24 protein-coding genes, 3 pseudogenes and 1 riboswitch are annotated in these 24,094 nt (G+C 40.0%); of the genes and pseudogenes, 12 read left to right on the forward strand and 15 right to left on the reverse strand.

The genetic code is table 11. From position 1 onward, the window contains the following. Positions 1 to 203: 203 nt before the first annotated feature. On the forward strand, positions 204 to 431 hold the full coding sequence (locus FTT63_RS06565; RefSeq protein WP_000555568.1) for a hypothetical protein: 228 nt from the start codon (positions 204 to 206) through the stop codon (positions 429 to 431). 206 nt (positions 432 to 637) lie between these two features. Here FTT63_RS06565 and FTT63_RS06570 read toward each other — a convergent pair whose 3' ends face one another. Further along, a complete protein-coding gene (locus FTT63_RS06570) occupies positions 638 to 2,092 on the reverse strand; it encodes a SulP family inorganic anion transporter (RefSeq protein ID WP_125824936.1) in 1,455 nt (484 codons plus the stop codon). Positions 2,093 to 2,344: 252 nt separating this feature from the next. Next, complete coding sequence (locus FTT63_RS06575) at positions 2,345 to 2,554, reverse strand: hypothetical protein (protein WP_004282305.1); 210 nt, start codon at positions 2,552 to 2,554, stop codon at positions 2,345 to 2,347. Between the two features lie 197 nt (positions 2,555 to 2,751). Continuing rightward, a riboswitch (Fluoride riboswitch) is annotated at positions 2,752 to 2,819 on the forward strand. 116 nt (positions 2,820 to 2,935) lie between these two features. Between FTT63_RS06575 and crcB the strand changes: the two genes are divergently transcribed. Both crcB and ppa read left to right on the forward strand, forming a co-directional pair. Next, on the forward strand, positions 2,936 to 3,316 hold the full coding sequence (crcB, locus tag FTT63_RS06580; protein ID WP_005225409.1) for a fluoride efflux transporter CrcB: 381 nt from the start codon (positions 2,936 to 2,938) through the stop codon (positions 3,314 to 3,316). A 26-nt stretch (positions 3,317 to 3,342) separates the two neighbouring features. Next, entirely contained in the window at positions 3,343 to 3,867 is a 525-nt protein-coding gene (gene ppa / locus FTT63_RS06585; RefSeq protein WP_005225406.1) for an inorganic diphosphatase, read from the forward strand. Between the two features lie 524 nt (positions 3,868 to 4,391). Here ppa and FTT63_RS06590 read toward each other — a convergent pair. After that, a complete protein-coding gene (locus FTT63_RS06590; RefSeq protein ID WP_095706048.1) occupies positions 4,392 to 4,706 on the reverse strand; it encodes a hypothetical protein in 315 nt (104 codons plus the stop codon). Between the two features lie 59 nt (positions 4,707 to 4,765). Here FTT63_RS06590 and FTT63_RS15880 point away from each other — a divergent pair. The 5 genes and pseudogenes from FTT63_RS15880 to xseB all read left to right on the forward strand — a co-directional run. Next, positions 4,766 to 4,885, forward strand: a pseudogene (locus FTT63_RS15880) (type II toxin-antitoxin system death-on-curing family toxin); the annotation flags it as partial. A gap of 161 nt (positions 4,886 to 5,046) precedes the next feature. Further along, on the forward strand, positions 5,047 to 6,165 hold the full coding sequence (locus FTT63_RS06595; RefSeq protein WP_095706045.1) for a Fic family protein: 1,119 nt from the start codon (positions 5,047 to 5,049) through the stop codon (positions 6,163 to 6,165). 74 nt (positions 6,166 to 6,239) lie between these two features. After that, positions 6,240 to 6,542: a hypothetical protein gene (locus tag FTT63_RS06600; RefSeq protein ID WP_095706046.1), complete on the forward strand. Its 303-nt coding sequence runs from the start codon at positions 6,240 to 6,242 to the stop codon at positions 6,540 to 6,542. 200 nt (positions 6,543 to 6,742) lie between these two features. Next, positions 6,743 to 8,008, forward strand: a complete 1,266-nt coding sequence (xseA, locus tag FTT63_RS06605; protein ID WP_016658934.1) for an exodeoxyribonuclease VII large subunit — start codon at positions 6,743 to 6,745, stop codon at positions 8,006 to 8,008. Then, positions 7,998 to 8,192, forward strand: coding sequence for an exodeoxyribonuclease VII small subunit (gene xseB, locus FTT63_RS06610; protein ID WP_005180690.1), 195 nt, complete (start codon positions 7,998 to 8,000; stop codon positions 8,190 to 8,192). Before xseA ends, xseB begins: the two co-directional genes overlap by 11 nt. A 179-nt stretch (positions 8,193 to 8,371) precedes the next feature. On the opposite strand, the gene FTT63_RS06615 is transcribed toward xseB, so the two are convergent. The 3 genes from FTT63_RS06615 to FTT63_RS06625 form a co-directional block, all read right to left on the reverse strand. Next, entirely contained in the window at positions 8,372 to 8,581 is a 210-nt protein-coding gene (locus tag FTT63_RS06615) for a hypothetical protein (protein ID WP_016658935.1), read from the reverse strand. A gap of 158 nt (positions 8,582 to 8,739) precedes the next feature. Further along, on the reverse strand, positions 8,740 to 10,038 hold the full coding sequence (locus tag FTT63_RS06620) for a Y-family DNA polymerase (RefSeq protein WP_095706047.1): 1,299 nt from the start codon (positions 10,036 to 10,038) through the stop codon (positions 8,740 to 8,742). Then, the gene (locus FTT63_RS06625; protein ID WP_005180682.1) at positions 10,035 to 10,607 is read right to left on the reverse strand and encodes a LexA family transcriptional regulator; all 573 of its coding nucleotides are present in this window, start codon (positions 10,605 to 10,607) and stop codon (positions 10,035 to 10,037) included. Before FTT63_RS06625 ends, FTT63_RS06620 begins: the two co-directional genes overlap by 4 nt. A 608-nt stretch (positions 10,608 to 11,215) precedes the next feature. On the opposite strand from FTT63_RS06625, the gene FTT63_RS06630 reads away from it, so the two are divergent. The 3 genes from FTT63_RS06630 to FTT63_RS06640 are packed head-to-tail and all read left to right on the forward strand — an operon-like array spanning position 11,216 to position 14,891. Then, positions 11,216 to 12,892 carry a phosphoethanolamine transferase gene (locus FTT63_RS06630; RefSeq protein WP_016658937.1) on the forward strand — a complete coding sequence of 559 codons (1,677 nt, stop codon included), beginning with the start codon at positions 11,216 to 11,218 and terminating at the stop codon, positions 12,890 to 12,892. Between the two features lies 1 nt (position 12,893). Continuing rightward, positions 12,894 to 13,565 carry a response regulator transcription factor gene (locus FTT63_RS06635; protein WP_016658938.1) on the forward strand — a complete coding sequence of 224 codons (672 nt, stop codon included), beginning with the start codon at positions 12,894 to 12,896 and terminating at the stop codon, positions 13,563 to 13,565. A gap of 3 nt (positions 13,566 to 13,568) precedes the next feature. Continuing rightward, positions 13,569 to 14,891: an ATP-binding protein gene (locus FTT63_RS06640; protein ID WP_095705995.1), complete on the forward strand. Its 1,323-nt coding sequence runs from the start codon at positions 13,569 to 13,571 to the stop codon at positions 14,889 to 14,891. A gap of 25 nt (positions 14,892 to 14,916) precedes the next feature. On the opposite strand, the gene FTT63_RS06645 is transcribed toward FTT63_RS06640, so the two are convergent. From FTT63_RS06645 to FTT63_RS06675, 7 genes are all read right to left on the reverse strand, one after another. Then, positions 14,917 to 15,624 (reverse strand): phosphatase PAP2 family protein, encoded by a 708-nt coding sequence (locus tag FTT63_RS06645; RefSeq protein WP_016658940.1) that lies wholly within the window; start codon positions 15,622 to 15,624, stop codon positions 14,917 to 14,919. A 39-nt stretch (positions 15,625 to 15,663) separates the two neighbouring features. Next, positions 15,664 to 16,050, reverse strand: a complete 387-nt coding sequence (locus tag FTT63_RS06650; RefSeq protein WP_016658941.1) for a diacylglycerol kinase — start codon at positions 16,048 to 16,050, stop codon at positions 15,664 to 15,666. A gap of 203 nt (positions 16,051 to 16,253) precedes the next feature. Further along, a complete protein-coding gene (locus tag FTT63_RS06655; RefSeq protein WP_016658942.1) occupies positions 16,254 to 16,514 on the reverse strand; it encodes a helix-turn-helix domain-containing protein in 261 nt (86 codons plus the stop codon). 243 nt (positions 16,515 to 16,757) lie between these two features. Next, the gene (locus FTT63_RS06660) at positions 16,758 to 17,126 is read right to left on the reverse strand and encodes an antitoxin Xre/MbcA/ParS toxin-binding domain-containing protein (RefSeq protein ID WP_016658943.1); all 369 of its coding nucleotides are present in this window, start codon (positions 17,124 to 17,126) and stop codon (positions 16,758 to 16,760) included. Between the two features lie 90 nt (positions 17,127 to 17,216). After that, entirely contained in the window at positions 17,217 to 20,174 is a 2,958-nt protein-coding gene (locus FTT63_RS06665) for a site-specific integrase (protein ID WP_180192096.1), read from the reverse strand. After that, positions 20,171 to 22,351, reverse strand: coding sequence for a hypothetical protein (locus tag FTT63_RS06670; protein WP_180192097.1), 2,181 nt, complete (start codon positions 22,349 to 22,351; stop codon positions 20,171 to 20,173). Before FTT63_RS06670 ends, FTT63_RS06665 begins: the two co-directional genes overlap by 4 nt. A gap of 2 nt (positions 22,352 to 22,353) precedes the next feature. Further along, on the reverse strand, positions 22,354 to 22,980 hold the full coding sequence (locus FTT63_RS06675) for a hypothetical protein (RefSeq protein ID WP_223235077.1): 627 nt from the start codon (positions 22,978 to 22,980) through the stop codon (positions 22,354 to 22,356). 169 nt (positions 22,981 to 23,149) lie between these two features. On the opposite strand from FTT63_RS06675, the pseudogene FTT63_RS06680 reads away from it, so the two are divergent. After that, positions 23,150 to 23,412 (forward strand): annotated as a pseudogene (locus FTT63_RS06680) (hypothetical protein). 69 nt (positions 23,413 to 23,481) lie between these two features. On the opposite strand, the gene FTT63_RS06685 reads toward FTT63_RS06680, so the two are convergent. Continuing rightward, positions 23,482 to 23,796: a hypothetical protein gene (locus tag FTT63_RS06685; RefSeq protein ID WP_016658948.1), complete on the reverse strand. Its 315-nt coding sequence runs from the start codon at positions 23,794 to 23,796 to the stop codon at positions 23,482 to 23,484. Between the two features lie 109 nt (positions 23,797 to 23,905). Continuing rightward, positions 23,906 to 23,983, reverse strand: a pseudogene (locus FTT63_RS06690) (DUF4236 domain-containing protein); the annotation flags it as partial. Between the last annotated feature and the right edge of the window lie 111 nt (positions 23,984 to 24,094).

Here is a 24,094-nt window from a genome sequence, read left to right on the forward strand (position 1 = left end):
TGTTCAAATGGCGATTCAGCGTTTAATTGGTTTTGGGAAAAAAGAAGAGTTTAAGGAAATTTTGGCAATTTTAAGAAAGCAGAATCCTGATAGGATAAGGGTTCTGTGAAATTTGTCGTGTACAGAGCAATTATCTAATAAGCTTTAAATTCTCTTACTAAGTCTGTATGGTGTTTTATCAGAAAGATACTATAGAGGGTAATATGCATAGTTTTTCTGTAAAAGAATTGGATCAGTTGATTGAAAATGATCTAAAGGAAAAGAAAAAATCCAGTAAGTTATTGATTGGATATAAACTATTTCATGATCTAATGAATGACCCTAAATTTCATGCAGAAGTGACAGATTCAGCCCTGAGTGCCACAAAACGAAAATATAAGAACCTCAAGATCAAGATTACGACGGATAAATATCAACTTCATTTTGAATAAAACATAAAAAAGAGAGCTGGCAGCTCTCTTTTTTATGATAGAAGTGTACTAGTGAGTACACTTCTATCATCTCCATTTTACATAATGTTCATTATGAATAGGTTTTACAATTTCATTAATTATCATATAGATATATTTTTTTGACTTCGTATAAGGTGTATTGTGTTAATTTTAGAGATTCTACATAAACGTAAAATCTCCTGCGCTTAGATTCTGGCATGTGTTCCATACTTATCAATCATGATAGAGCTGGCTTCATTTAAGCCACGCACAGTGACATTCACACCATTCTTTTGAAATTTATTTACAACAGAATCAAGCATGGCGACTGATGTTACATCCCAAATGTGAGAATGGGTCAAATCAATAATCACATCCTTTACATCCTCTTTAAAGTCAAAACCTTGCATGAATTTTTCAGAAGAACTAAAGAAGATCTGACCTCTCAACTCATATAAACGGGCCATTCCTTCAAAAGATGCTGTCACCTGGATATCATTTTCAAGTTTATTCGCCAGGAACAAGGCTGAAAGTAATACGCCTGTTAACACACCCAAAGCCAGGTTATGCGTAGCAACAACTACAATCACCGTCGCAATCATGACGAAATTACTGCTCTTAGGATTATCTTTTAACTGAGTGACAGAACTCCATTCAAAGGTACTGATAGAGACCATTATCATTACCGCTACCAATGCAGCCATTGGAATCACTTTGAGCCAGTCACTGATAAATACAACCAGAATAAGAAGAAAAATGCCCGCAGAGAATGTTGATAAGCGTGTAAGGCCACCTGATTTTACGTTAATCATAGATTGACCAATCATTGCACAACCGGCCATGCCACCCATAAAGCCAGAAGCAATATTCGCAATCCCTTGTCCCTTACATTCCTGATATTTATCACTTGGCGTATCAGTCATTTCATCCACGATAGTTGCTGTCATCATCGATTCAAGTAAACCTACAGCCGCCAGTGCGACTGAATAAGGCAAAATAATCATCAATGTTTCAATATTCAAAGGAATATCTGGAATCAAGAACATTGGAAGTGTGTCAGGTAAAGACCCCATATCGCCCACGGTCCGTACATCAATTCCTAAAGCGATTGCCAATAATGTGATTGCAATGATGCAGACTAGTGGAGAAGGGAGTAATTTTCCTAATTTGGGAACCAGAGGGAATAGATAAATAATTGCTAAACCTAAAGCAACAAAAGCATATACATGCCAGGTCACATTAATCAGTTCAGGCAATTGAGCCATGAAAATTAAGATCGCTAACGCATTTACGAATCCAATAACCACAGATTTAGATACAAACCGCATTAACTTGGCGAGCTTTAAATAGCCTGCCAATATTTGAATCACGCCTGTCAAAATTGTTGCTGCCAGCAGATATTCAAGCCCATGCTCTTTGACCAATGTGACCATAAGCAGCGCCATTGCGCCAGTGGCTGCTGAAATCATGGCAGGACGACCACCTACGAAAGAAATCACGACGGCAATACAGAAGGATGCGTATAGACCAACTTTAGGATCTACACCTGCAATAATTGAAAATGCGATGGCTTCAGGGATGAGTGCAAGACCGACGACTAATCCGGCAAGTACATCCCCACGGATGTTAGAGAACCACTGTTCTCGGACATTAGATAACATAAACATAGCCTGTTTTTTAATTTTTCAGATAGGCTAGTGATGTGATATATACAACACACAAGCGACTACACCACATCACTAGCTAGACAGTGATGAGTTATTTACAGATTTAAGAAGGTAAATAAACTTAAGGTGGCGTAGGTGTCATAAGATGAAGAAACTTTTTAGAGTAAAAAAATCAGGACAAGGGTAACAGCTAGGTACTTTTTTATAAAGCCTGGATGTATATCCAAGCTTTGTTTAATCTGTATTTTATGAAGCTTTTAGCTCCCCAAGTAATTGACCTATTTCCAAACGTGTGTAGCCGCGTTCTTTAAAGATCAAAACAATAGCCTGTTTATAATCTTCAGAAATAGCCGTTTTATATTTATTAATTAATTGCAGCTCAGCATTAAGCTGGAGATCATTTTTGATCGTCAATACTTCCGTAGAGACTTTATTAAAAATCTTGAAATTAAACATACAGGTGCTCTTTATCAATATTGTAGCGGCCCGACTACAACAAACACCTGCCTCAGCTTAGCTGGACACCCTTTCCAAAAAGATTATAGAAAAAATGAAAAGTTTCAAGTTTTACTAAACTAAAGATAAAAAGTATCAAACTTACGTATTTTAATAATAGAAGGTTGTTGAATTAGCTAATCAATTTTTAAATAATAGTACTCAAAGGAGATGGCTATCCTCCTTACACAAACCGCCAATTCTGGCTGATGATACCTACGTTTCCCTCAAGCAGGGTACGTAGTCGCGTGCTCTGCTTTTACAAAATGGAGCTACGCTATGTTTTCCCGTCATAAAGTTCTTTATTTATATATCTTTTGCTGCTCATAACTAGGAGCAGACATGTATCTTTCTCTTTTATCAATTGCTCTCGGTTCTGTAATCGGTGCCTGGCTTCGTTGGGGCATAAGTCTAAGATTTAATAGCGTATTTGAAAATATTCCTTTCGGGACAGTGATTGTTAACTTAATCGGTGCTTTTATTATTGGATTAGCTGTATCATTTTTTTCAAATAGCTCAATAAGCCCTAATTATAAGTTATTCGTTGTGACAGGCTTCTGCGGTGCTTTAACGACCTTTTCAACATTTTCAGTTGAAATTGTTGCGTTGCTACAAGCTTCAAAGTTTGAATATGCTATCTCAACAATAGCCATCCATGTAATAGGTTCATTAATCTTTACAGTACTAGGAATACTTTCCTATCAATTTTTCACTAATCATTAATAATCTAAATATTAGAAGGTAAAACAATGAGTTTTAAAAATGTTAAAGCAGGTACTAATCCACCAGATGACTTTAATAGCATCATCGAAATCCCGGCAAATGCTAAACCCATCAAGTATGAAGTGAATAAAGAATATGATGCTTTATTGGTTGATCGCTTTCTAAGTACAGCAATGTCATATCCGTACAATTACGGTTATATTCCTCAAACATTAAGCGAGGATGGTGATCCCTTAGATGTATTTGTAATAGCTCCCCATGCGGTTGCTGTAGGATCAGTAATTCGCAGCAGACCTGTCGGAGTCATGTATATGGAAGATGAAGCCGGTATTGATGCAAAGATCATTGCTGTACCTCATTCTAAGCTCACACCTCTATATAACAATGTTGAAGATCTGAGCGACCTCCCTCAGCTTCAATTAGATCAAATGAAACATTTCTTTGAACATTATAAAGACTTGGAAAAAGGTAAATGGATGAAATTTAATGGTTGGGGCAATGTAGAAGAAGCCAGACAGGAGATTCTAAAATCTATCCAAGCATACAAATAATTTAGATAAAAGGGACCCAAATCTGAGGTCCCTTTTTATGCTATTTAACATAATGGATATTATACGCAATACATTTGTATATTAATATAAATATCAGATATTTATTCAAAGCATAAAAATCTAAAAACCATAAAAAAGCCGATTTTGAAACAAGTCGGCTTTTTTATGAGCGGTTTTGATAGTTCTTGCCAATCAATTTGTTTAAAAAATAGTCTTTTTTTGCGGCTTTTCCTGATTCTATCAGGTGTCCATGGCAAAAATTATCCCCAATTTCTGCGGATAAAACCGGGACAACTTTTAGCCAGATTTGTACGCCCTGGCGCACAAACATTTAGGGATTTTGCGGCTAGGGGATCTGTAGTTTTTTGCTTATGATGAAGTCATACAGGAACAGGAAGTTCCGAAACATACAACAATAATGATAAGTTCAAGCACCAGGACGTGAGGTAGAACAGCAGCCTACCTAGCAGCCAAACACGAAAAACCCCGATATGTCGGGGTTTTTTATTGTCTAACTATGGTAATTAGTTAGTGGTATCTAATTGGTTCTGATTGATAAATTCAATCAGCGTATTCTGAATAAATTCTTCTAACTCAATACCTTGCTCTTTAATTAAGTTTTCAGCCTTTGTAATCGTTTCGCTATCTAATTCAAATGAGATTTCTGCTGAAGTCGATATCAATAAATCATAGTTGTTTTCTACGATTTTTCTAAAGACTCCCTCTGGATTATTCTTTAAGGGCACGTTGAAGGACAGTCGAAGAGCGCTGTTAATAATTTCAACATGGGTATATCCAATATGTACTGTACTTTTTCCTACAAATCCTAAGTGTTTCATAATGATTTTTAAATGTAGTGATAGCAATATCATCATACCTGAAGTAAGGATCAGAAAATATTCAAGGTGTTTCAATTAAAGATGATACTGAGCTTGATGATCTTATGGTTGATATTGTGGAATCACAAGACGAACACGAAATTTTGGCTTTAAAAGTTTCAGATTTTCTGAAAATTTAAAATAACCACAAAGACACCAACAATTCGACTTTAAAATAAGTCGGCTGATGCAAATTCTGACAAATAGATGAGCTAATTAAACATTATATTCAGCTCATATTGTGAGCCGAATATATGCTATATTTAACTCATCTTGGAACGATTCGAGTTATAGATTGAAGATGCAGGAATGGATTTGGCAAACAGAAAACTGGACAAACTTCACATGGCAAGATGAAATCATCCTGCCTAAAACTAGACAAATACATCAAAAAATAGGAATTCTTCTTGGGCAAAGTCAGCATGATTTAGCGAAAGAACAATTTACTTTAGATACTCTACTTGCCAATCTAGTTGCTTCATCAGCGATTGAAAATGAAACTCTAAATGTTTTTTCATTGCGATCATCTCTAGCTCGACGTTTGGGCGTTACTCTTGAACAACCTTATCCAAGCTCAGACAGATCAGAAGGTCTAGCGAATATCATGCTCGATGCGCTTAACAATGTGAAGCAACCGCTCACAGTTGAACGCCTCATGCAATGGCATCGTTGGCTTTTCAATGACCCGGATTGGACAATGCAACGTTTACGCATTGGTCAACTCAGAGGCTCAGAACCTATGCAGGTCGTTTCAGGTCGATTGGATTATCCTACGGTACATTTTGAAGCTCCTCCTAGAGAGGGGCTAGAAAGTCGCTTAAATGCCTTTATCGAGTGGTTTAACCATAGTCTGACCGATTCCTTGCTTGACCCCCTTTTACGCGCAGGCATTACTCATTTATGGTTTGTGACGCTACATCCTTTTGATGATGGTAATGGTCGTATTACACGTACACTGACAGATCTTGCCCTGGCTCAAATGGATGAACAGAGCATTCGTTTGTATGCCATATCTCCTGCGATATTAAACAAACGCAAAAGTTACTATGACATCTTGGAGCAAACCCAAAAAAATGATTCCAATATCACAGATTGGCTGGTCTGGTTTTTAGATACCTTGAATGACAGCCTTGAAACAACCTTAAAGCGGATCAATCGAACTTTATTTAAAAGTCAGTTTTGGCATAAATATTCTAGTTTAGACCTGCATGAAGGGCAACGAAAGGTTTTAAACCGTTTATTGGATGGCGGGGAAAATGGCTTTGAACATGGCATTAGTGCCTCACAATATCAAAAGGTTGCTAAAGTCAGTAAGGCAACAGCTACCCGCCACTTATCTGACTTGCTTGAAAAAGCATGTATAGTCAAATTAGAAGGTGGTGGACGTAACACACGTTATCAAATCAATACTCAATTATAGAAAGACAAAGAGATTAACTATGATGAATTACTTTGCACAGGATCCCTTCTAGGTAATGTTACCTAGGAGGAATCATGAAAAAACTGAAATATCAGTACCAACAGTCTATCAAAGCACATCCTCATGATTATTTTTGGAAAAAATATCCTAATCTGAGAAGTGTTTATTTTAAAAAGTTCAGTACGCAACAAGAAAGAAGTTTTTATTTCATGCATTGCATTGAATATAAAGACTATCCGCTCAAAATACGTGTTGCCCGTGGTAGTGGTTTGCCCTATATTTGGGATGATTTCCCGACTTATGTCTATAAATTTTCCAAAAGTTGGAAGCACAATTCCAAACGGAAAAACCAGTACTATAAAGAACATGCGAAATGAGAGCACTTGATAAGCTTACTGGATAAAAATTGGAGTCTGACCCGTTTATCCTCAGCGCAAAATAGTCAAATCTTGATGAGAGGCTTTCAGCACATTGTGGACATACATGGCAATGCTCCAGATTTTCCAAACAATTCTATGCTTTGAAATGAAAGCTGTTATTTTGTAGGATCAAATGACCGCATTCCGTATTTTCTTTCATGTCAGAAACCCAACTCAGTCTCAGTGAATACCTGACCACCGTACAGGAAGTCATCCAGCTGACTTTCGATGAAGCGGTATGGGTCAAAGCCGAGATCCGTAATCTCAGCATCAAAGGCGGGCATTACTATCTGGAACTGGCAGAGAAAGATGAAGACAGCCATAAAGTGATTGCCAGCTGTAAAGGCACCCTGTGGAAATTCACCGCACAAAAAATCGTGTTAAGGTTTGAACGGGAAAGCGGCATTGAACTGTCCAGAGACTTGAATGTCCTGATCAAGGTCAAAGCCAAATTTGATCCGCAATATGGTTTCTCCGTCAATATTGAAGATATCGACTCCAGCTTCACCTTAGGTGACATTGCCAAACGCTATCAGCAGATCCTGCAGCGCCTGACCCAGGAAGGCCTGCTCAATAACAACAAACAGCTACCGGCACCTTTTGATTTGCAGAACGTACTGGTCATCGCCCCGGAAAATGCCGCCGGGCTGGGAGACTTTAAAAAAGATGCCGATGCCCTGGCTCAGGCGGGTGTCTGCCACTTCGTTTATCATTCAGCCACCTTCCAGGGCAATACTGCCCCAACCAGCATCATGCAGGCTCTGGCCAGTGCACTCAGGCAGTGGGCTCAAGATTACCAGACCGCTCCCGACCTAATTGTGATCATCCGTGGGGGTGGAGCAGTGAATGATCTGGCGTACCTGAACGACTATGATCTGGCTGCACTGTTGTGTAAAAGAACAGTGCCGATCTGGGTGGGCATTGGCCACGAGAAAGACCGCACCATTCTGGATGAAATCGCGCATCGCTCCTTTGATACCCCAAGTAAAGTCATCGCCGGGATCCGTAACCTGATTGTCGAACGGGTCAATGAAGCCAGTACTGCGCTGCAAACCATCAAACTGCTGTCCCAGCATCAGCTGACCGCCTATCAAAGCCAGAATGACCAGTATCTGAAAACCATCCAAACCCTGGCACAAAGCCAGCTCAATGATGCGCAGCGTAGCGTTGATCTGCTGAAAAGCGATACCCAGTATTTTGCCCAGCAACAGCTGCGGCAGGCTGTACAGCAGACCGAATCCCTGATGCGGGAAACCTTGCTACAGAACCCACGAAACGTGATGGCTAAAGGCTATGCGATTGTCCGCAGTCAGGGCAAAGCCATCCGCTCAGTGCAACAAATCACTGGCCAGCAACTCCAGATCGAACTCCAGGATGGCATGATTGATGCCACCGTGACACAGGTAAATACACATGAACAATGAAGAACTCAGTTTCAAACAGGGCTACGAGATTCTGAAGAAGAATGCCGAACTGCTGGAATCGCAGGAAGAACCGGATATTGATAACCTGATGGCGATCGTTGAAGAATCCATGACCGCCTACAAAGCCTGCAAATCAAGGATTGAGGCGGTTCAGCAGGCGCTCAATGACACCTTTAAGGAATAGAAAAAAAGCCTAAGGACCATAAAAACGCTTTGTCTGTTCAGTACGTATTCCTGTACTTAACTGTATAAAACCATGTGTTAGGTACAAAAATATGGACTTAACGATAACGATCAAACCGGATCTGAGCACTCGACCGATTGAACAGGAGAATACCGTCCGTTACTGCAATCCATGCCGGTCTACCTATCAGTGTTTTGAATCTCGTGAAAAACCCCGTGTTCATCTACCTGCATGTGTGGAATCGGGGTATGGGTCAGTTCTGCGATCGCAATCAGGTTTGCGGACATTTGCTTGCCCAATAACGCTCTAGCTTCCGTTACTTTGTCAGAAACTTCACTGGCTTGAGCTGATTCTTCTACAGGGATTTCGTCCTTTGTTGTTTTAGCCATGCGATTTAAGCCTCCTGAGTTGCTTGCAATATGATGAGCTCAATGTTTTACCATAGCGATATGAGTATCTTCCCAGCAGCGATCCGTCCGCAATAGGGGGGCTGGATAGATGTCCGGTTGTTAATTGTCACCTGTTTAACCTAAAAAGGGGTGTTGGCTTAATGGGTAATTTTCAATAATCCCTGCCAGCTGAAATAGTTCTGGGTCAGATGTGTCCGGTTCATCGACCATTTCCGCTGTGGTAAATAACACGATCCCACTGCCAGTTTAGTCTTGCCATATCTGGCTTGCACGGCTTCTAAAGCCTGCATCAGCTGTTCGTTGCTTTCACGCTGGCGATGGTCTGTAAGCAGATCAGGCACATAGCGGGTCTTGCTGACCAGACCGGTCAGAATCACCCCACATTTTTTATACTTTACCTCTGGCTTATAGATGCCTTGCAGTAACTGCATCGCAGCATGAATCAGATCAAGTACACAGTCCGTGGGTTCCGGGAATTCAAAGGCCAACGATTTGCTGTAATACGCTGTGTTTTGATCAAAGGGATTGGATTGCACAAAAGCAATGATACAGCCACACAGCGAGGCATCCGCACGCAAGCGCATGACTGCATCTTGCACATACTTACCCATGGCTTCTTTCAGATCATCCAGCTCAGTAATCCGTTCTCCAAAGGAGCGGCTAGCCACAATCTGCTGCTTGGGTGCAGGAGCATCCTCCAGTTGCAAACAGGAGATGCCCTGTAATTCCAGCACCGTGCGCTGCATCAGCACTGAAAACAAACTTCCCATGCGATGCGCATCCTGCATGGCCAGATCCAGTACCGAATGGATGCCCATCTGGTTCAGCTTTTTGACCAGCTTACGTCCCACACCCCAGACTTCACCCACCTCAATTCCGGCATACAGCGTTTCCTGATCCAGATAATCCAGCTCCAGCACATTGCATACGCCTGCAAAGCCAGGCCATTTCTTGGCAAGGTGATTGGCTAGCTTGGCTTCGGTCTTGCTGCGACCAATCCCGATGGATACCGGCAACCCGATCCAGTCCCAGATCCGCTGTTTCATCTCTCTGGCATAGCGGGTCAAGTCAAAATGCTGTGCATAACTGGTTAAATCCAGAAAACATTCATCAATCGAATAGATTTCCTGTTCATGCGGAGCCACATAACCGGCCAAAATCGAATGGAAGCGATTGGACATTTCCGCATACAGGGCATAGTTGCTCGACAGCACCACCACTTGATGCTGCCGGACAATGTCCTGAACCTGAAACAACGGAACACCCATCTTGATGCCCAGGGCTTTGGCCTCATTACTGCGGGCCACTGCACAACCATCATTATTGCTCAGCACAATCACTGGACGGTGATTCAGGCTGGGATTAAACACCCGTTCACAACTGACATAACAGTTGTTGATGTCGATCAGGGCATAAATCCGCTCGAGGCTGTTCATCTGAACTTCTTGATGACACTGGTGACTACACCCCAGATCAGCAGGGTCTGACCGTCTTTCAAATGGATATCCGCATAATCCGGGTTTTCCGCCTGTAACCAGCGTTTGTCGCCTTCAATCATCAGTCGTTTGATGGTGAAATCATTGTCGATCAGGGCCAGAACAATATCACCATGCTTGGGCTCAATACTGCGGTCCACGATCAGCTTGTCCTTCAGATCAATCCCGGCATCGCGCATGGAAAGCGATTCCACCTCAACGATAAAGGTAGCCTGCTGGTTCTGGATCAGGAACTCGTTCAGATCCAGGGTCTTGTCGATATAGTCTTGGGCTGGGGAAGGGAAACCTGCAGCCACCTTTTGCAAGGCAACCGGAATCTCATAATGTGTTCTGGCTTCAACCGGAGTAATCGAAGCAACATCATTGCGGGCTGGTTTTTTTATCTGATCCAGATACTGCCTGATCTCCAGTACACGGGCTTCGGGAACCCGGATCACTTTGGTTGGGCCTTCATGAACTGGTTTGCGACCAGCACCTTCACGGGCACCACCATGCTGAAATTCATCCATTTTATTTGTTCATCTTGATTGTGTAACATAATCAAGATGGTAAAACAGCAGTGGAAAAAAACAACTCCATTCGTCGGATTGTGTTCTGAATATCTATCTCACCAGAAGGTGGTTATAGATTACTTAGAGCAATCAAACTTGAGCTAAAAATTATTTGCAGCCCAAGCTGTTGAGGTTCAACTTCTACTGCAGAAGGTTTAAATCAAACCTGAGGGAACATGCCACGTGCATAAGAAAAAGGGCACTGTTGCAAATAACCACTAATGGTAAGCTGAATCCTCTTTTAGCTAAAGGTGCAGCATATGAATCCCTTCCATGGTCGGCATTTTCAGGGTGAAATCATTCTTTGGGCTGTATTTGTCTAGGAAAGTGGTGGCTATTCAGGGCATGGTTCAAGCATGACTTGAGTAATACTCGGGCTGTGCTCATGATTTGCTTGAGCATTACTTGCGGATTTTCCCCAACGTGCTTGGGCTGCATTTTTAGTTTTATCAGATTTGATTTGAAATCAAAATATGTATAAGTTTTTGTAGTTCTCAGATTATTTTAAGTCATTTTTAAGATTCAAATTTTAGGCTAAAGCATATTAAAGTCTTTGAACTAAAAAAATGCTTAAGCTGCCTTCTTTTCCCGGTCTACGCCAGATCAAACCCATCAGCCTTGCACGCTTCAACCTTTTACTCGCCATTTGGCTGGGGCTGGTCTTAAACTTTGATTTCTATCAGAAAATCCATCAATTGACGCCTTATACCAACCTCAAGGCAGGCGCATTATTGGCGGCTACAGTCCTGGTAGTTATCGGCTTGTACAATCTGGTCTTGCAGTGGCTGAACTGGAAATGGAATGCCAAGATACTGGCCAGTGTGCTGATCATTCTGGGCGGTTTTAGTGCTTATTTTGTCAATAGTCTGGGGGTTGTTATTACGCCGGACCAGATCCAGAATATGCTGCAGACCGATGCTCGGGAAGTCCGTGATCTCTGGTCAATACGGCTGGTGATCTGGACGCTGGTCTTTGTGATTTTTCCTTTGTGTATCGTCTGGATGCTGAACATTCAGCCTGCATCTTTCGGGCGTCAATTGTTGCATAAAAGCCTTAGCAGTCTGCTTTCGGCCGTATTGATTCTAGGACTGTTATTCTGTTTTTATGTCGATTATGCAGCCATCTTCCGCGAGCACCGCGATCTGAAGGGCATGATTTCCCCGCAAAATAGCATTGCATCCACCGTATCCTACTATAAAAAGAAAGCACCTAAAGCCAATTTGCCTTTGATTCCTTATGGTGAAGATGCCCATCTGCTGCAGCAGGCTCAAATACAGAAACAACCCAAATTGATGGTGCTGGTGGTTGGGGAGACTGCACGTGCCGAGAGTTTTGCTTTAAATGGTTATGCACGCAATACCAATCCTGAACTGAGCAAGTTACCGATAATTAATTTTAATCAAGTCAGTTCTTGCGGAACTGCCACAGCTGTTTCAGTACCGTGTATGTTTTCAGGAATGACACGTCAAAACTATAATGAACAGTTGGCTAGCCACCGAGAAGGTTTGCTGGATATTGCTCAGCGGGCCGGTTATCAGGTGACCTGGATTGATAATAATTCGGGCTGTAAAGGTGCCTGTGACCGCGTACAAAAATACCAGATTCCAGCCCAACTGAAACAGAGATGGTGTGATGCTGGTGGTGAATGTTTTGATGAAATCCTGGTGGATAGCCTGAAAGATTATCTGGCGCATCTGGATAAAAATAACTCGAAACCGCAGTTAATTGTACTGCATCAGATGGGCAGTCATGGCCCCGCATATTTCAAGCGCTCCAAAGCACCATATCAGCCATTTCAACCGACCTGTAATACCAATGCCATTCAGGGCTGTAGTACAGAAGAATTAAAGAATAGCTATGATAATTCGATTGTATATACAGACCATGTTCTTGCCGAGATCATTGAAACTTTAAAGCAACAGACTCAATATCAAACCGGTTTCTGGTATCTGTCTGATCATGGAGAATCTACCGGAGAGCATGGTTTATACCTGCATGGTGCTCCTTATAGCATGGCGCCCACGCAGCAAACCCATATCCCAATGCTGATGTGGTTTTCTGATACCTGGCAACAGTATAATGTCCGGCAGCTAAACTGTTTAAAAACACAGACCGGACAGGCACGCAGTCACGATCATCTTTTCCCCAGCTTATTAAGTATGCTGGATATAAAAACGCAAGTGATTGAAGCTAAAAATGATATGCTTGCACAATGCTCATCATCATTAAAAAACAGAGCTTGAAATGCATAAAATACTGATTATTGAAGATGACTTTATGATTGCCGAGTCGACTGAAACATTGCTTAAACTGCATCAGTTTGAGGTGTACTGGGTCAATAATGGGATTGAGGGTTTAAAACAGTTACAGCAGCAGGTCTACGATATTGTCCTGCTCGATTTAGGCTTGCCGATGATGGATGGCATGCTGGTGCTAAAAAATATCCGGCAGAAGTTTCCGAATTTACCGGTACTGATTATCTCCGCCCGGGACCAATTACAAAACCGGGTGGATGGGCTGAATCAGGGAGCAGATGATTACTTGATTAAACCCTATGAATTTGACGAGCTGCTGGCCCGTATTCATGCCTTGCTGCGACGTAGTAGCTTAAAAAACACCGGGATAGACATTAATAAGAAATTATCACACAGTGGGCTGGAACTGGACCTGGAACAGCACATCGTATGCTTTAATGGTGAACCGATCGAGTTGTCTAATCGGGAATGGTCTATTCTCACTGCACTCCTCATGCATCCTAGCAAAATTTTTTCTAAAAACGATTTAGAAGACAAACTTTATGATTTCGATAGTGATGTAAGTAGTAATACTGTGGAAGTCTATATTCACCATCTGCGCGCCAAATTAGGAAAAGACTTTATACGGACGATCCGTGGTCTAGGATATCGCTTAGGATAGAGCATGAAGCCAAAACGTTATTCCTTACAAAAACGTCTAATTATTTATATTTCATTGTTTAGCGTGGTATTGGGCTGTGTACTAATCTTTGCGGCATACCGGATTGCACTTGAAGAAATTAATGAAGTGCTGGATAAACAGATGCAAAGTCTGGCCGAGCGCATTGCGGAAAATCATCCACGACCGCTACAAAGTCAAATCGATCTAGAAAAACAGTACAGTGAAGAAGATTTATTTGTAGATATCTGGTCCTATGCAAATACAGCTACTCCCTTGCATCCACAGAATGTGCTGGTTGCACCGGTCAAGAAAGCAGGTTTTTACAAGCATCAAACGCCGTATGGAACCTGGCTCACCTATATCATTCCAAGTGACCAGTTGCAGATTCAGGTGAGTCAGCAGCAAAATGTCCGGCAGGAGCTGGCGCTGGAACTGGCCGGCAATATGTTTCTGCCTTATATGCTTTTCTTGCCTTTTGCTGTGTTTGGTTTAGGCTGGATGATCCGGAAAAATTTTCAGCCTTTGCATGATTTTAAAACGGAACTGGCCAGCCGTAAGGCGCAAGAATTAAAGCCGATTGAAATGAAGGATTATCCCCTGGAGCTGGAACCGACTATTCAGGAAATGAATCATCTGTTTGGTCGAATTTCCCTGGCTCAACAGGAACAACGTCAATTTGTCGCGGATTCTGCCCATGAATTACGCACGCCACTGACCGCACTCAACTTGCAGCTGCAAATTTTATTGCAGCAGTTTCCGCAGAGCGACTCGCTTCATAATCTGAGTCAGGGCGTTTTACGCATGCAGCATCTGGTCAACCAGTTATTGAGTCTGGCCAAACAGGATGCCTCCGACAGCTTAATCGAGCCTGCACAAATGCTTTCGCTCAATCAGATGACCGTGGCCTGCCTTGAGCAGCTGATTCAGCTGGCCTTACAGAAAGAAATTGATCTGGGCGTAGAACAGCAACAGGAATTGCAAATTCAAGGACAAGCTTCGACCTTGCACTCGATTATTTATAATTTAATTGATAACGCGATTAAATACAGTCCGAAAGGCGGCGTGATTAATGTATCGATTTTTCAGCAAGGCCAGCAGGCAGTTTTACAGATTGAAGATAGTGGAGCCGGGATTGATCCTACTCAATTCGCCCAGATCCGGCAGCGTTTCTACCGGATTCATAACCATGCCGAAATTGGTAGCGGTTTAGGTTTGTCAATTGTAGATAAAGCCACCGAGCGCTTGGGCGGCACGCTGGAATTTTCGCAAAGTAGCAGTCTTGGCGGCCTGTGTGTACAAGTTAAATTTCCTGTAGTCGAAGCCTAAGTGGATAGGCTTTGGTTTTTAGGCATTAAGGCTGTCTGATGTTCATGTGCATGGGATGATTTGCCAGTGGCAGTTTGTGGCTAAACAGTGTATAGCCCATGACATTCATGCACCAAGTAATCCAACCGGTCCACAGATTATGACTCAGGAAATGCGCACCACGCATCATTTGCGCCCAGCCCATGGCGAAGCCTAAAATCAGTGCCGCGATAAGGAAAAAATAAGCCCGCTTGCGGTTAGCAATCCGATAGACAAAATAACCAGCCATTAAGGCAAAACCGCTGGATGCATGTCCTCCGGGAAAACAGTGTCCGGCAGTAGCACTCAAATCCCACAAAATACCTTCATGGGTAGGAATGATCATATCCCAGGGACAGGCATGCGCCGACTGGGATTTTAAAATACCAATTGAGGCCGTGGTCAGCACCACCATACTAAAGAAATAGCCAAATTCCCAGCGCCGTTGATGCCAGTTCTGCCATTTCAGTGAAACTAGCCAGCCGGCTAACAATGTTATGTACACCAGAATCAGCAGATTTTTGACATAGCGATGATTGAGCTCGGCCAGTGCCCAGTGTTGCCGCAGGGGAAATTGTCCCTGATCATCAATGAACGGATAGATCAGCTGTAAATCAATCGTTCCACCTACATCAAAAAAATTCCAGAGCATCAGAAAACTGAAAATCAGCAGCAATATTTGTGTCAGTAAAAACCGGGAATGCTCGGATATCATTTTAAATCTTCCATTCTTGTCGTTGTAGCAAAAATGAGGTCACAATGAATGACCGATTAAAATGATGCCCCAAGTTACGGTAATTAAACTGAGTGCGACAAACTGGGCAGCGCTGCCCATATCCTTGGCATTTTTAGACAGTTCATGTTGCTCCATGGAGATACGGTCTACCACCGCCTCAATCGCCGAGTTAAGCAGTTCAACGATTAGCGCCAACAGACACACGGCCACCATCAGTGCTTGCTCAACCCGGCTCACCGGCATGACAAAGCTCAGAGGAATCAAAATCAGATTGATGAGCAGGATTTGCCTGAAGGCCGCTTCATTTTGAAAGGCTGTTTTAAAGCCGGCCACGGAATAACGGGTAGCATTGAAAATACGTTGTATTCCGGAAGTGCCTTTATAGAGTGAACGATCAGGGGACATAGAAATGATTCAGTTAAGACGAAATTTGATTAATTTAAGTTCTTAACCTTAAAACTCTCTTAAAAATGGATGTCGATTTGATCCGCATTTATCTAATCAGATTTATGATCTAGATGTGTATTTCAATCAGCTTTCATATAAAAAAATTAATTTGAATGGATTGGGGAGAATTCACCTTTTGAATGTTTGTGTAAAAAAGCTGTTTATTTATCATATTCTGAAAATATTTCTTCAATTTCATCCCACTGTGGCAATTTACAATTTTTTTTATTCACTTCGAATTGTAAACCAACACCATCAAGCACACGTTCAAATATGTCAAATGAACCTGTAAAACGGCCATTTTCCATCTCTGAAATTGTTGTTTTATTGACTTTAGTTTTTTCTGCAAGACTTTTCTGTGTGTGGCCCAATCCTTTTCTGGCCAAACGTATTTTTTTACCTATTTCACCTCGTGTAGCCATTTTTTGCTCCCCAAATTTGTTAGCTATATAGCAAACTTTTATAATGACTCTTGAATGGCTAAATTGAACTTATAAGATTCAATTTAGCCTCGAATTAAGTTAATAGAATCCGTATATGTATGGCAGTTATCAATAATGAGACAGTCATATACCTCTTGAGAAGAGGAACTTCATATGCCTTGAATTTGAATGATTAGACAAAATTATGACTTTTAATTTTCTGTGTAATGAAGCTTTGTTTTATTAATATTTACCCTGAAGCCGAAGTCCTTCGGTTACGTTTAATACAGTGGTTAATCCCTCAGTAGTCTGAATCTGCTCTATCGGAATGCCTTTGGTTAACTTACTTGGTGACTTCATAAAATGTTGCATCCATTTAGTCTCTCCACCAGTTAGAGCATCTAGTGATATCGCAATACGAATTAAAATAATTGCGAGTTCTCCCTGACTTGAATCTGGATCTAACTCAAGCGAATTTAAAGTTTCCATTGAATCTAAATTGAGAACGATGGCAAGCTGCTCCTGTGTCAAACCAAGCTGCTTTGCAGAAGATAAAACAGCTTTAGCTAATACCTTTTTTTGTTTTGCAATTTTTTCTGATGTTTTATGCATGACTGATCTCAGTTTCAGACGTTGCTGATACCTAGAGTTTATACTATTTGATTATCGTTTCTCAGAGTTCAAATTTTTATTACAAACAGCTTAAAGATGAGAAACTATCATGAGATACATCAGTAACTTGAATACCCCAAGTGCTTTTACATCTTTACTTTTGAAGCAGAACTTAATTCGCCTTTCATTTTCATTCAGGCTGAAGTTTTTTGAACCTAATTTCAAACCCTGTAATGTATTCTTGAGCTGTTCTTTGCTCTGTTTAGAAAGTTCGAGGTGAAGATATTCTGTTGGAAACAGTTTACTAATAAAAGACAGAAACTTTTTCAGTTGACGTTTTTCATTTATTTCAAAAATGAACTGAGCAGAATTGGGCTGAACTTTTTCAAGATAAATTGAATAGATAGTATTGAGCTGTTTTTTATATTTACTTTGTACATTTGCATAACGCTCCTGGACATGGTGAATGACCTTTTTCTCCTCCTGATTAGTTGGCAACATGGTAACTAATGCAGCAGGAGTTTTCCTTAAAAAATCTGTGGTAAATAACCTCGATGATTTTTTTTGGTTTACACAGGAGGTTTTCAAATGCTGGGCTCTGGCACGTAATTTTTGCGCGATTTGCAAAGGAATGGCTTCAGGTAACAGAAGATCTTGCTCTTTTTCTACTGCAAGAATGTGATGCAATAGTTCAAAAGTCATCTCTGAGTCATGAGCTCCTAGTATCAGTGAATCAGGCGATTTCTGCTGTTCTGGTTGATATTGATGATCATGTTGCCTGTAACGGTCTTTAGTGAGTTGATCAAATAAAAACTGTTTGATCGCCCGTTGCTGAACAGGATATTTAATAGCATCATCATGTTTCAGAATATTAAAATAGGCTTCTTTAGGAAGTGGGCTGTGCATTTGATTCAGCTGGTAGCTAATTGCCAGATGCATTAAATGCAGATAGCTTGAACAGGTCGTGTCAGGGGTTAGGTGCCCGGCAAAATGAGAAAGTGCATACCAGGTTTGCTGAGTATTTCTGTTTCGCAACAATGCATAACGGATACGTAATTGCTCATGTGGGCTATAGTCAGTAAATGCATCTGCAAGTGTTGAGTTTTTTAAAATCAGGTAAAGATGATTAAATGCAGAATGGCGCAGACTATGGTAAGTAAAATTGTGTTCTCCAAAAACTGGCTGGATCAATTGTTTCAATAGGGAATTCACTTCATTTTCATGAGTTTCTTCTAAGGACTGTTTTAAAAACAGCGGTTGTGCAACTGATTTTCCTTGTTCTTTTAGCAGACGTTTTCTATTCTGACTATATGTTTTAAATGCATGTAACTCGTCGGCTTTAAGTAGATGATGCAGGGGAATCTTGCGGTAAGCTGAGTAGCTTTTTTGATTTTTATTGCGATTGTTGCGAATAGTGATTATCATAGCATCTTCACTAATAAATAGATCACGTACGAAGATATTCAATGTTTCATTGATCCGTAGTCCGACTCTGAACCCCAAAATAAAAATCAGTTTAAATATATTTTTATCCTGAATCGAAATATTTTGAGTATTTTCGAGCTGCTCTAGCATGTGATGAAAAATATGGGGTGAGATCAATGCGGTTCTGCAGATTTTTGCCTGGATTAAATTATCTAGATCGATAGTGGGTGCGTTAAAGAATAAGGTTTGTTTGTGATGAAACTCCTGTAGACGTTTTTGTAAAGTCGCTCTAGTTGTTTCTTTCTTTAATAGAAGCATTTCTCCATACAGATCTTCAAAATCAGCATCTGAAAATGATGAAATATCTTTGTCTTGCGTTGCCTGCAGCCAATGGACTGCAAACTGTGAAAACATGGTCTTCAGAGAACTTTGCTTGAGCGGCTGAAAATCTGCACGTATAAGCTTGCGCTTAAATCGTTGCTGCTGCTGAATAATATGATTGAGAAGGTCTAGTTGAGGTTCCGTTAATTTTGAGCGTAGAATGCTCCACAGCAGCAAACGTTCCAAGGCTGGAGATTGTTCTTTAGCATATAATTCTATGAGTTGATCGCTATAGTTTTTTGCACGAATAGCTTGACGTATTTCTACTAAAATATCGGCAACATCTAATGCAATAGTGACTTTAGACTGGTCTTGAGGGTTCTCATGAACTTTCTGAATCGTATGGGTAGGCGTGGGTTCAGGTTGGATAAAATAAGCTGCTAATTGTTTTTCAAGAGGACTGGAACTGTAAATTTCATTTTTTAAGATACAAATGGACATTTGATCCAGCCCGCTGTTTTTCAGGAACTGTGTATAGTAAAAACCGTATTTTAACAGGTCTTTACAACGCACCTTTTCCTCAGGGAAGCATTCAATAATACAAGCGTTAATCAGATGTTCTGCATCTTCAATATCCGAAAATAAATCAAATTTCTGATGTTTTAGTCTGTAGATCCAGCATTTCACAATATCGTGTAGCACAAACGTTTTTGTATAGCTGACTGAAAAATCAGGGTCATTTATACGCTGATTACCGAAATTCCGGTTCGGGATATCAAGTGAAACAATATGATTCAGGTTTAAAAAACTTTGAAATTTCTTTGTTTTGAAAAAGATTTTTAAAAACTTTTGTAGTTCGTTCTCATTATAAAAGCCATTGAATAATATGGTGCTGATCAAACAAAAAGCGAGGGATTGAGTTGGACTGAAGTCATTATGTTCTGTCCAGTGAGCAATCAAATTTTTGGCAAATTGAGTCACCCTTTTACCATGTTTTAAAGTCTCAATATTTTGCTGGGGTGGGGGGCTTTCATGACGAACAGGTGTTGCAGGAACAGGGTAGTTTTGATTTGATAAACGATTAAAACGCTTGATATATCTCGCGAATTCTAAGCGGGCTATTTTATGACTACGAGTACTAGATTTGTACTTTTCCAAAAGGCTATTATCGACTTGTCTATATACATCGGAATAGTTTTCAGGTGTAAGTTCTAGGCATTTCTCACTAAATAATTTAAGAAGAAATTCCTTATTTTTTATAAGTTTTTTTTGTCGTTTTAGGGAGTGTGGATGTCTGTTCATTTAATCATGATCCCGTTGAATGTCGACATACTTTTAAGCTCTAATATTTCAATTAGCTTATCTTGTGCTGTTCTGATTTGGTCGTAATCAGCCGCCTGAAAAGCTGAATAGCGGTCAAACAGTCCCTGCATTGCTTCGTCGTGACCAAAGATGCCTTTAACTACATCTTCATTGCAGTATTGTGCAAAAAAATAACGAGTAAAGTGGCGGGTCCAGTTGAGCTGAAGGGCTATTTCTGTACAGTATTTTTGAATATCAGAAAGTTCTAAATTTCGGATATATCCCTCAGGCTCGAAACATAAAAGAAAGGGACGCTTACCATCAAAAATTTCTTGAATTAGTTCTGTTTTAACTTGGCTAGCACAAGCTTTCATAAAATGCTGAAATTGTTTTAAATAACTTAGGTAGGACTGTATTTCATCTCGAAGAAAATCATTAAATGGCAGGTAGCGCCCAATCGTACCCGAATAACGTTGCTCTTTATCTGCAACAGCTACCAACCGGTTGTCGAGATCAAGATAATCGAGATTCGGGGGAAAGGCTTCATTTGGTCGTGCAGATGTCATAATCATGCAAACGTGCCATAGCCAAATTGAATAATATTTCAGTGTTTTAAAAGGGTTAGGGTTGCCCCGAACTTGCTGATCAAGCTGTTTAAAAAAGGATTTAACCAGTGGCAGGTCTGGCGTTTGCTGACTACCGAAAGTAACAGGGGATTTAAATTCTTCGATATAATTAGTGTCGAGCTGCGGGTAAACTAGGTAAAGTGTTTGGCTATAAATATCGAGGATATCAACAATTTTCATTGAATAGTAATGGCCTGGGGTGTAGCTATTAACGTTTTCTCCACTAAGTAATTTACTTTCCAATTCATATCCAAGTTCATTCAACGTAATATCACTGATTAAACGAGGAAGGTTTCGAGCTGTTAAGTGAAAAGTAAGGCCGTCACTGATTCTACGTAAATATTCTTGTACATCGGAAGCAATATCAGCTTTATCCCACTTTTTTAGTCGAAAAATCTGATCAAAATAAACTTTGGGTAAGGGGATGGTAAAAGAACTTCCTATATTCAGCATATATTCTTTTAATAAAGCATCTTTAAATTTAGAGTTATCAAAACTTTGCCGAAAATAGAAATTTTCAGGACTAAAAGTAATTTCTTTTCTTTTTGAGCTGAGACGGAAATGTTTCCGAAATACTAATAACTCTTCATAATGCGTCAAACTGAGTACTGAAAATAAAAGCAAGGCATGAATTGGAGAGGTTTCTGCCTGTTCAAACAAAATTCGTATAATATGCTGCGCGGTAGGCAAATCAAAAATACGAGGATTTGATTTGCTCATTAACTGATTCTTGTTTTGATGCAGAATTTTATTTTTGAGATTATTGATCTGAGCTGTAATAGAACATTGCTCTAGTGAGTTAAATTCAAAATTATGATCTTCAACTCTTTCTATAGTTTTATCCTCAGGTGGCTGTTTTGCTATACCGCGTTCAAAACAAGTCTGATGTGTTTTTTCATCATCAAGAGACATTCTTGATGTCTTCTTAACATCAGTTTGAGGTGGTTCCTGGGCGCTTGAATTGCTTTGACGATGTCTTTTTTGACGCTCTGATTGAGTATATGCATATTGATAGATGACACGAATATCTGCCAGTTGGCCGATTTGCTCTTTACTCAAAATTTCTAGGGATCGGTTCAGCAGTTCTTTATTTTTCTTCTCTTTTTTATCTATAAAATCAATTAGATATTCTAATTCTAGAGGCAGAGAAGGTAGAAAATTATAGAGCCAATAGTATTGCTCGTTTGTGCTTGCTAAACGAAAACGCCTACAAAGATTAGCCACAGTAGCTGCATGTTCTTTGCTATCAAGTAATTCAATGCATTGAGTATTGAAAACGCCCCATTTTAGGGCATTTGATTGATATGCTGATGGAGTGTTGATCAGAGCCCGGAGATAATGCACCAATGGATATTTACTAATCGATAGATCAGTAGGATGCTGAGTCATAATTTTAATTAGTTTAACGACTTCAGTTGGTTGGATGAAATCATTGAGCTTAAAGAAGTCCTGATCATTTTCCAGTTTTGCTTCCGCCAGTGCTTGATAGAAGTCTCGAAATGGCTCAAGCTTTAATTCTTGAGTATCTTCTAAATAACGATATCCGTTCATGATTAAATTCCCGCCAGAATTTTTTCTAATGAAAGTGGGCCGGTATAATTTGAAATAGAACTTACTGGACTTTTGGATTTAGATAGCCCTGATAATTCTCGTAGATGATTGATAGTTAAAACTTCCTGACCGAAAACTTCCTGAAGATGTGCGGCTAAGTATTGTTCATTTAGCCAATATGCGATGATATCTAAGCCATGAATTGAGTGATGTAATCCGGAACACAGTAAGGCCCTAACTTCGCTTAAAGCCTGGATGGTAAATTGGTAGGAATTATTTTTCTCATAAGCTCTGAACTTAAATTCATTTTTATTCTTATTGTAAAAATAAGCATAGATCCAGCTGAAATGACTACTAAAAAAATAGTGATCAGGTGTTTTAGTGGTAAGGAGCGGGATTTCGATATTCTGTTTAAAAGTTAAATTCAAGTGATAGTTTTGCTGTTTATCACTCAGTTGGAAAAATAAAGCTATCCAGATTTGGTACGCATGCATACATTTTGGATAACACATTAATTTTAAGTTTTTTGAAGATACACGATGACTTTCAATAGCTTTTTTTTTATAGACATATGCTGATGTCTCCCCATATTTATGCCAAGTGGCTGAAAAATAAAATATAATATTCACGTACTTTTTATAGGGGAGTCAAGGGTTACGCACCCTATATTGTGTTATTAAATTGTAAATTTCACTATATATAGTGTTTTTAATCTTTTTAGCGGTAATTAAAACCCTATTGAATTATGTTTTTAGTAAATATTTAGAATGTTTAAGTTGGATTTACAAGGAATTGGATATGGAGATCAAAGAACTGAACAGATAGAAGTCGTTACAGATGTTGTATGTGATGTATGCAACCAATCAACGAAACTGGAGTTTGGCACTTTATCGGCGCATTGGGGCTATGGTTCTAAGCATGACGGTGAAAGATATGAATTGCAGTTATGTGAGAAATGTTTCTTTTATGCCTTGGCGACATTAAGAAAAGAGCGAGCAGATGAGTTTATGTTTGATGAAAATTTTGACCCTTCAACACTAGATGGGTTTGGGTTAAAGTGAACCTATCATCGCGACAGGTTCTAAGAATCCAGAAAATACTGATTCATATCCACGCTAGCAGCTTCATTTTTAATGGCGAGTAAGTGATTCAGGAAAAATATTGTTCTTTGCTTCAAGGTCACTGAGTTCTGAAAAGGCTTGAATACCGCCTGCAGCTTTAATTCCATCTAAAGCAACAGATAGAGCTTCCTGATCTGACGGGAATGTTTCATCCCATACCGTAGAAGTACCATTTTGGTTTACCACTTCCAGTGTCCAGTCACTATCGGGTAATCGATAAATTAGAACTTCAATTTGCTCATTATCCTCTTTTAAAATTTGAGACAAGGGAGAATCGATTAAATCATTTTCATCATAATCCATAGTACTGTCATTATCAGACATCAGCGGCAGCCTTTATTGTATTTAACATCCGTCCATAGTAATGAATGAATTAAATTTTGCCTAGCAGTGGATATTATGGGGTACAAAGAATGGCTAAATTCAAAAAATAACTGCTGATGCCTTTATGCGTCAGATTAATTTTTAATCCAGGTAGCAGTTTAATACTCTTGCGAAATCTGAAGCCCATATTTTTTCCATTTATAAGAACCAGTTTGGTTTCTATCTCAGTTGTCCGGATACAGTGAAATAAGAGTTTGATTCATTCATAGGACTGATCATTTGACTTATCTAGTGAAAA

Origin of the sequence: Acinetobacter sp. C15 (assembly GCF_013420645.1) — a bacterium.
Taxonomy (GTDB): domain Bacteria; phylum Pseudomonadota; class Gammaproteobacteria; order Pseudomonadales; family Moraxellaceae; genus Acinetobacter; species Acinetobacter indicus.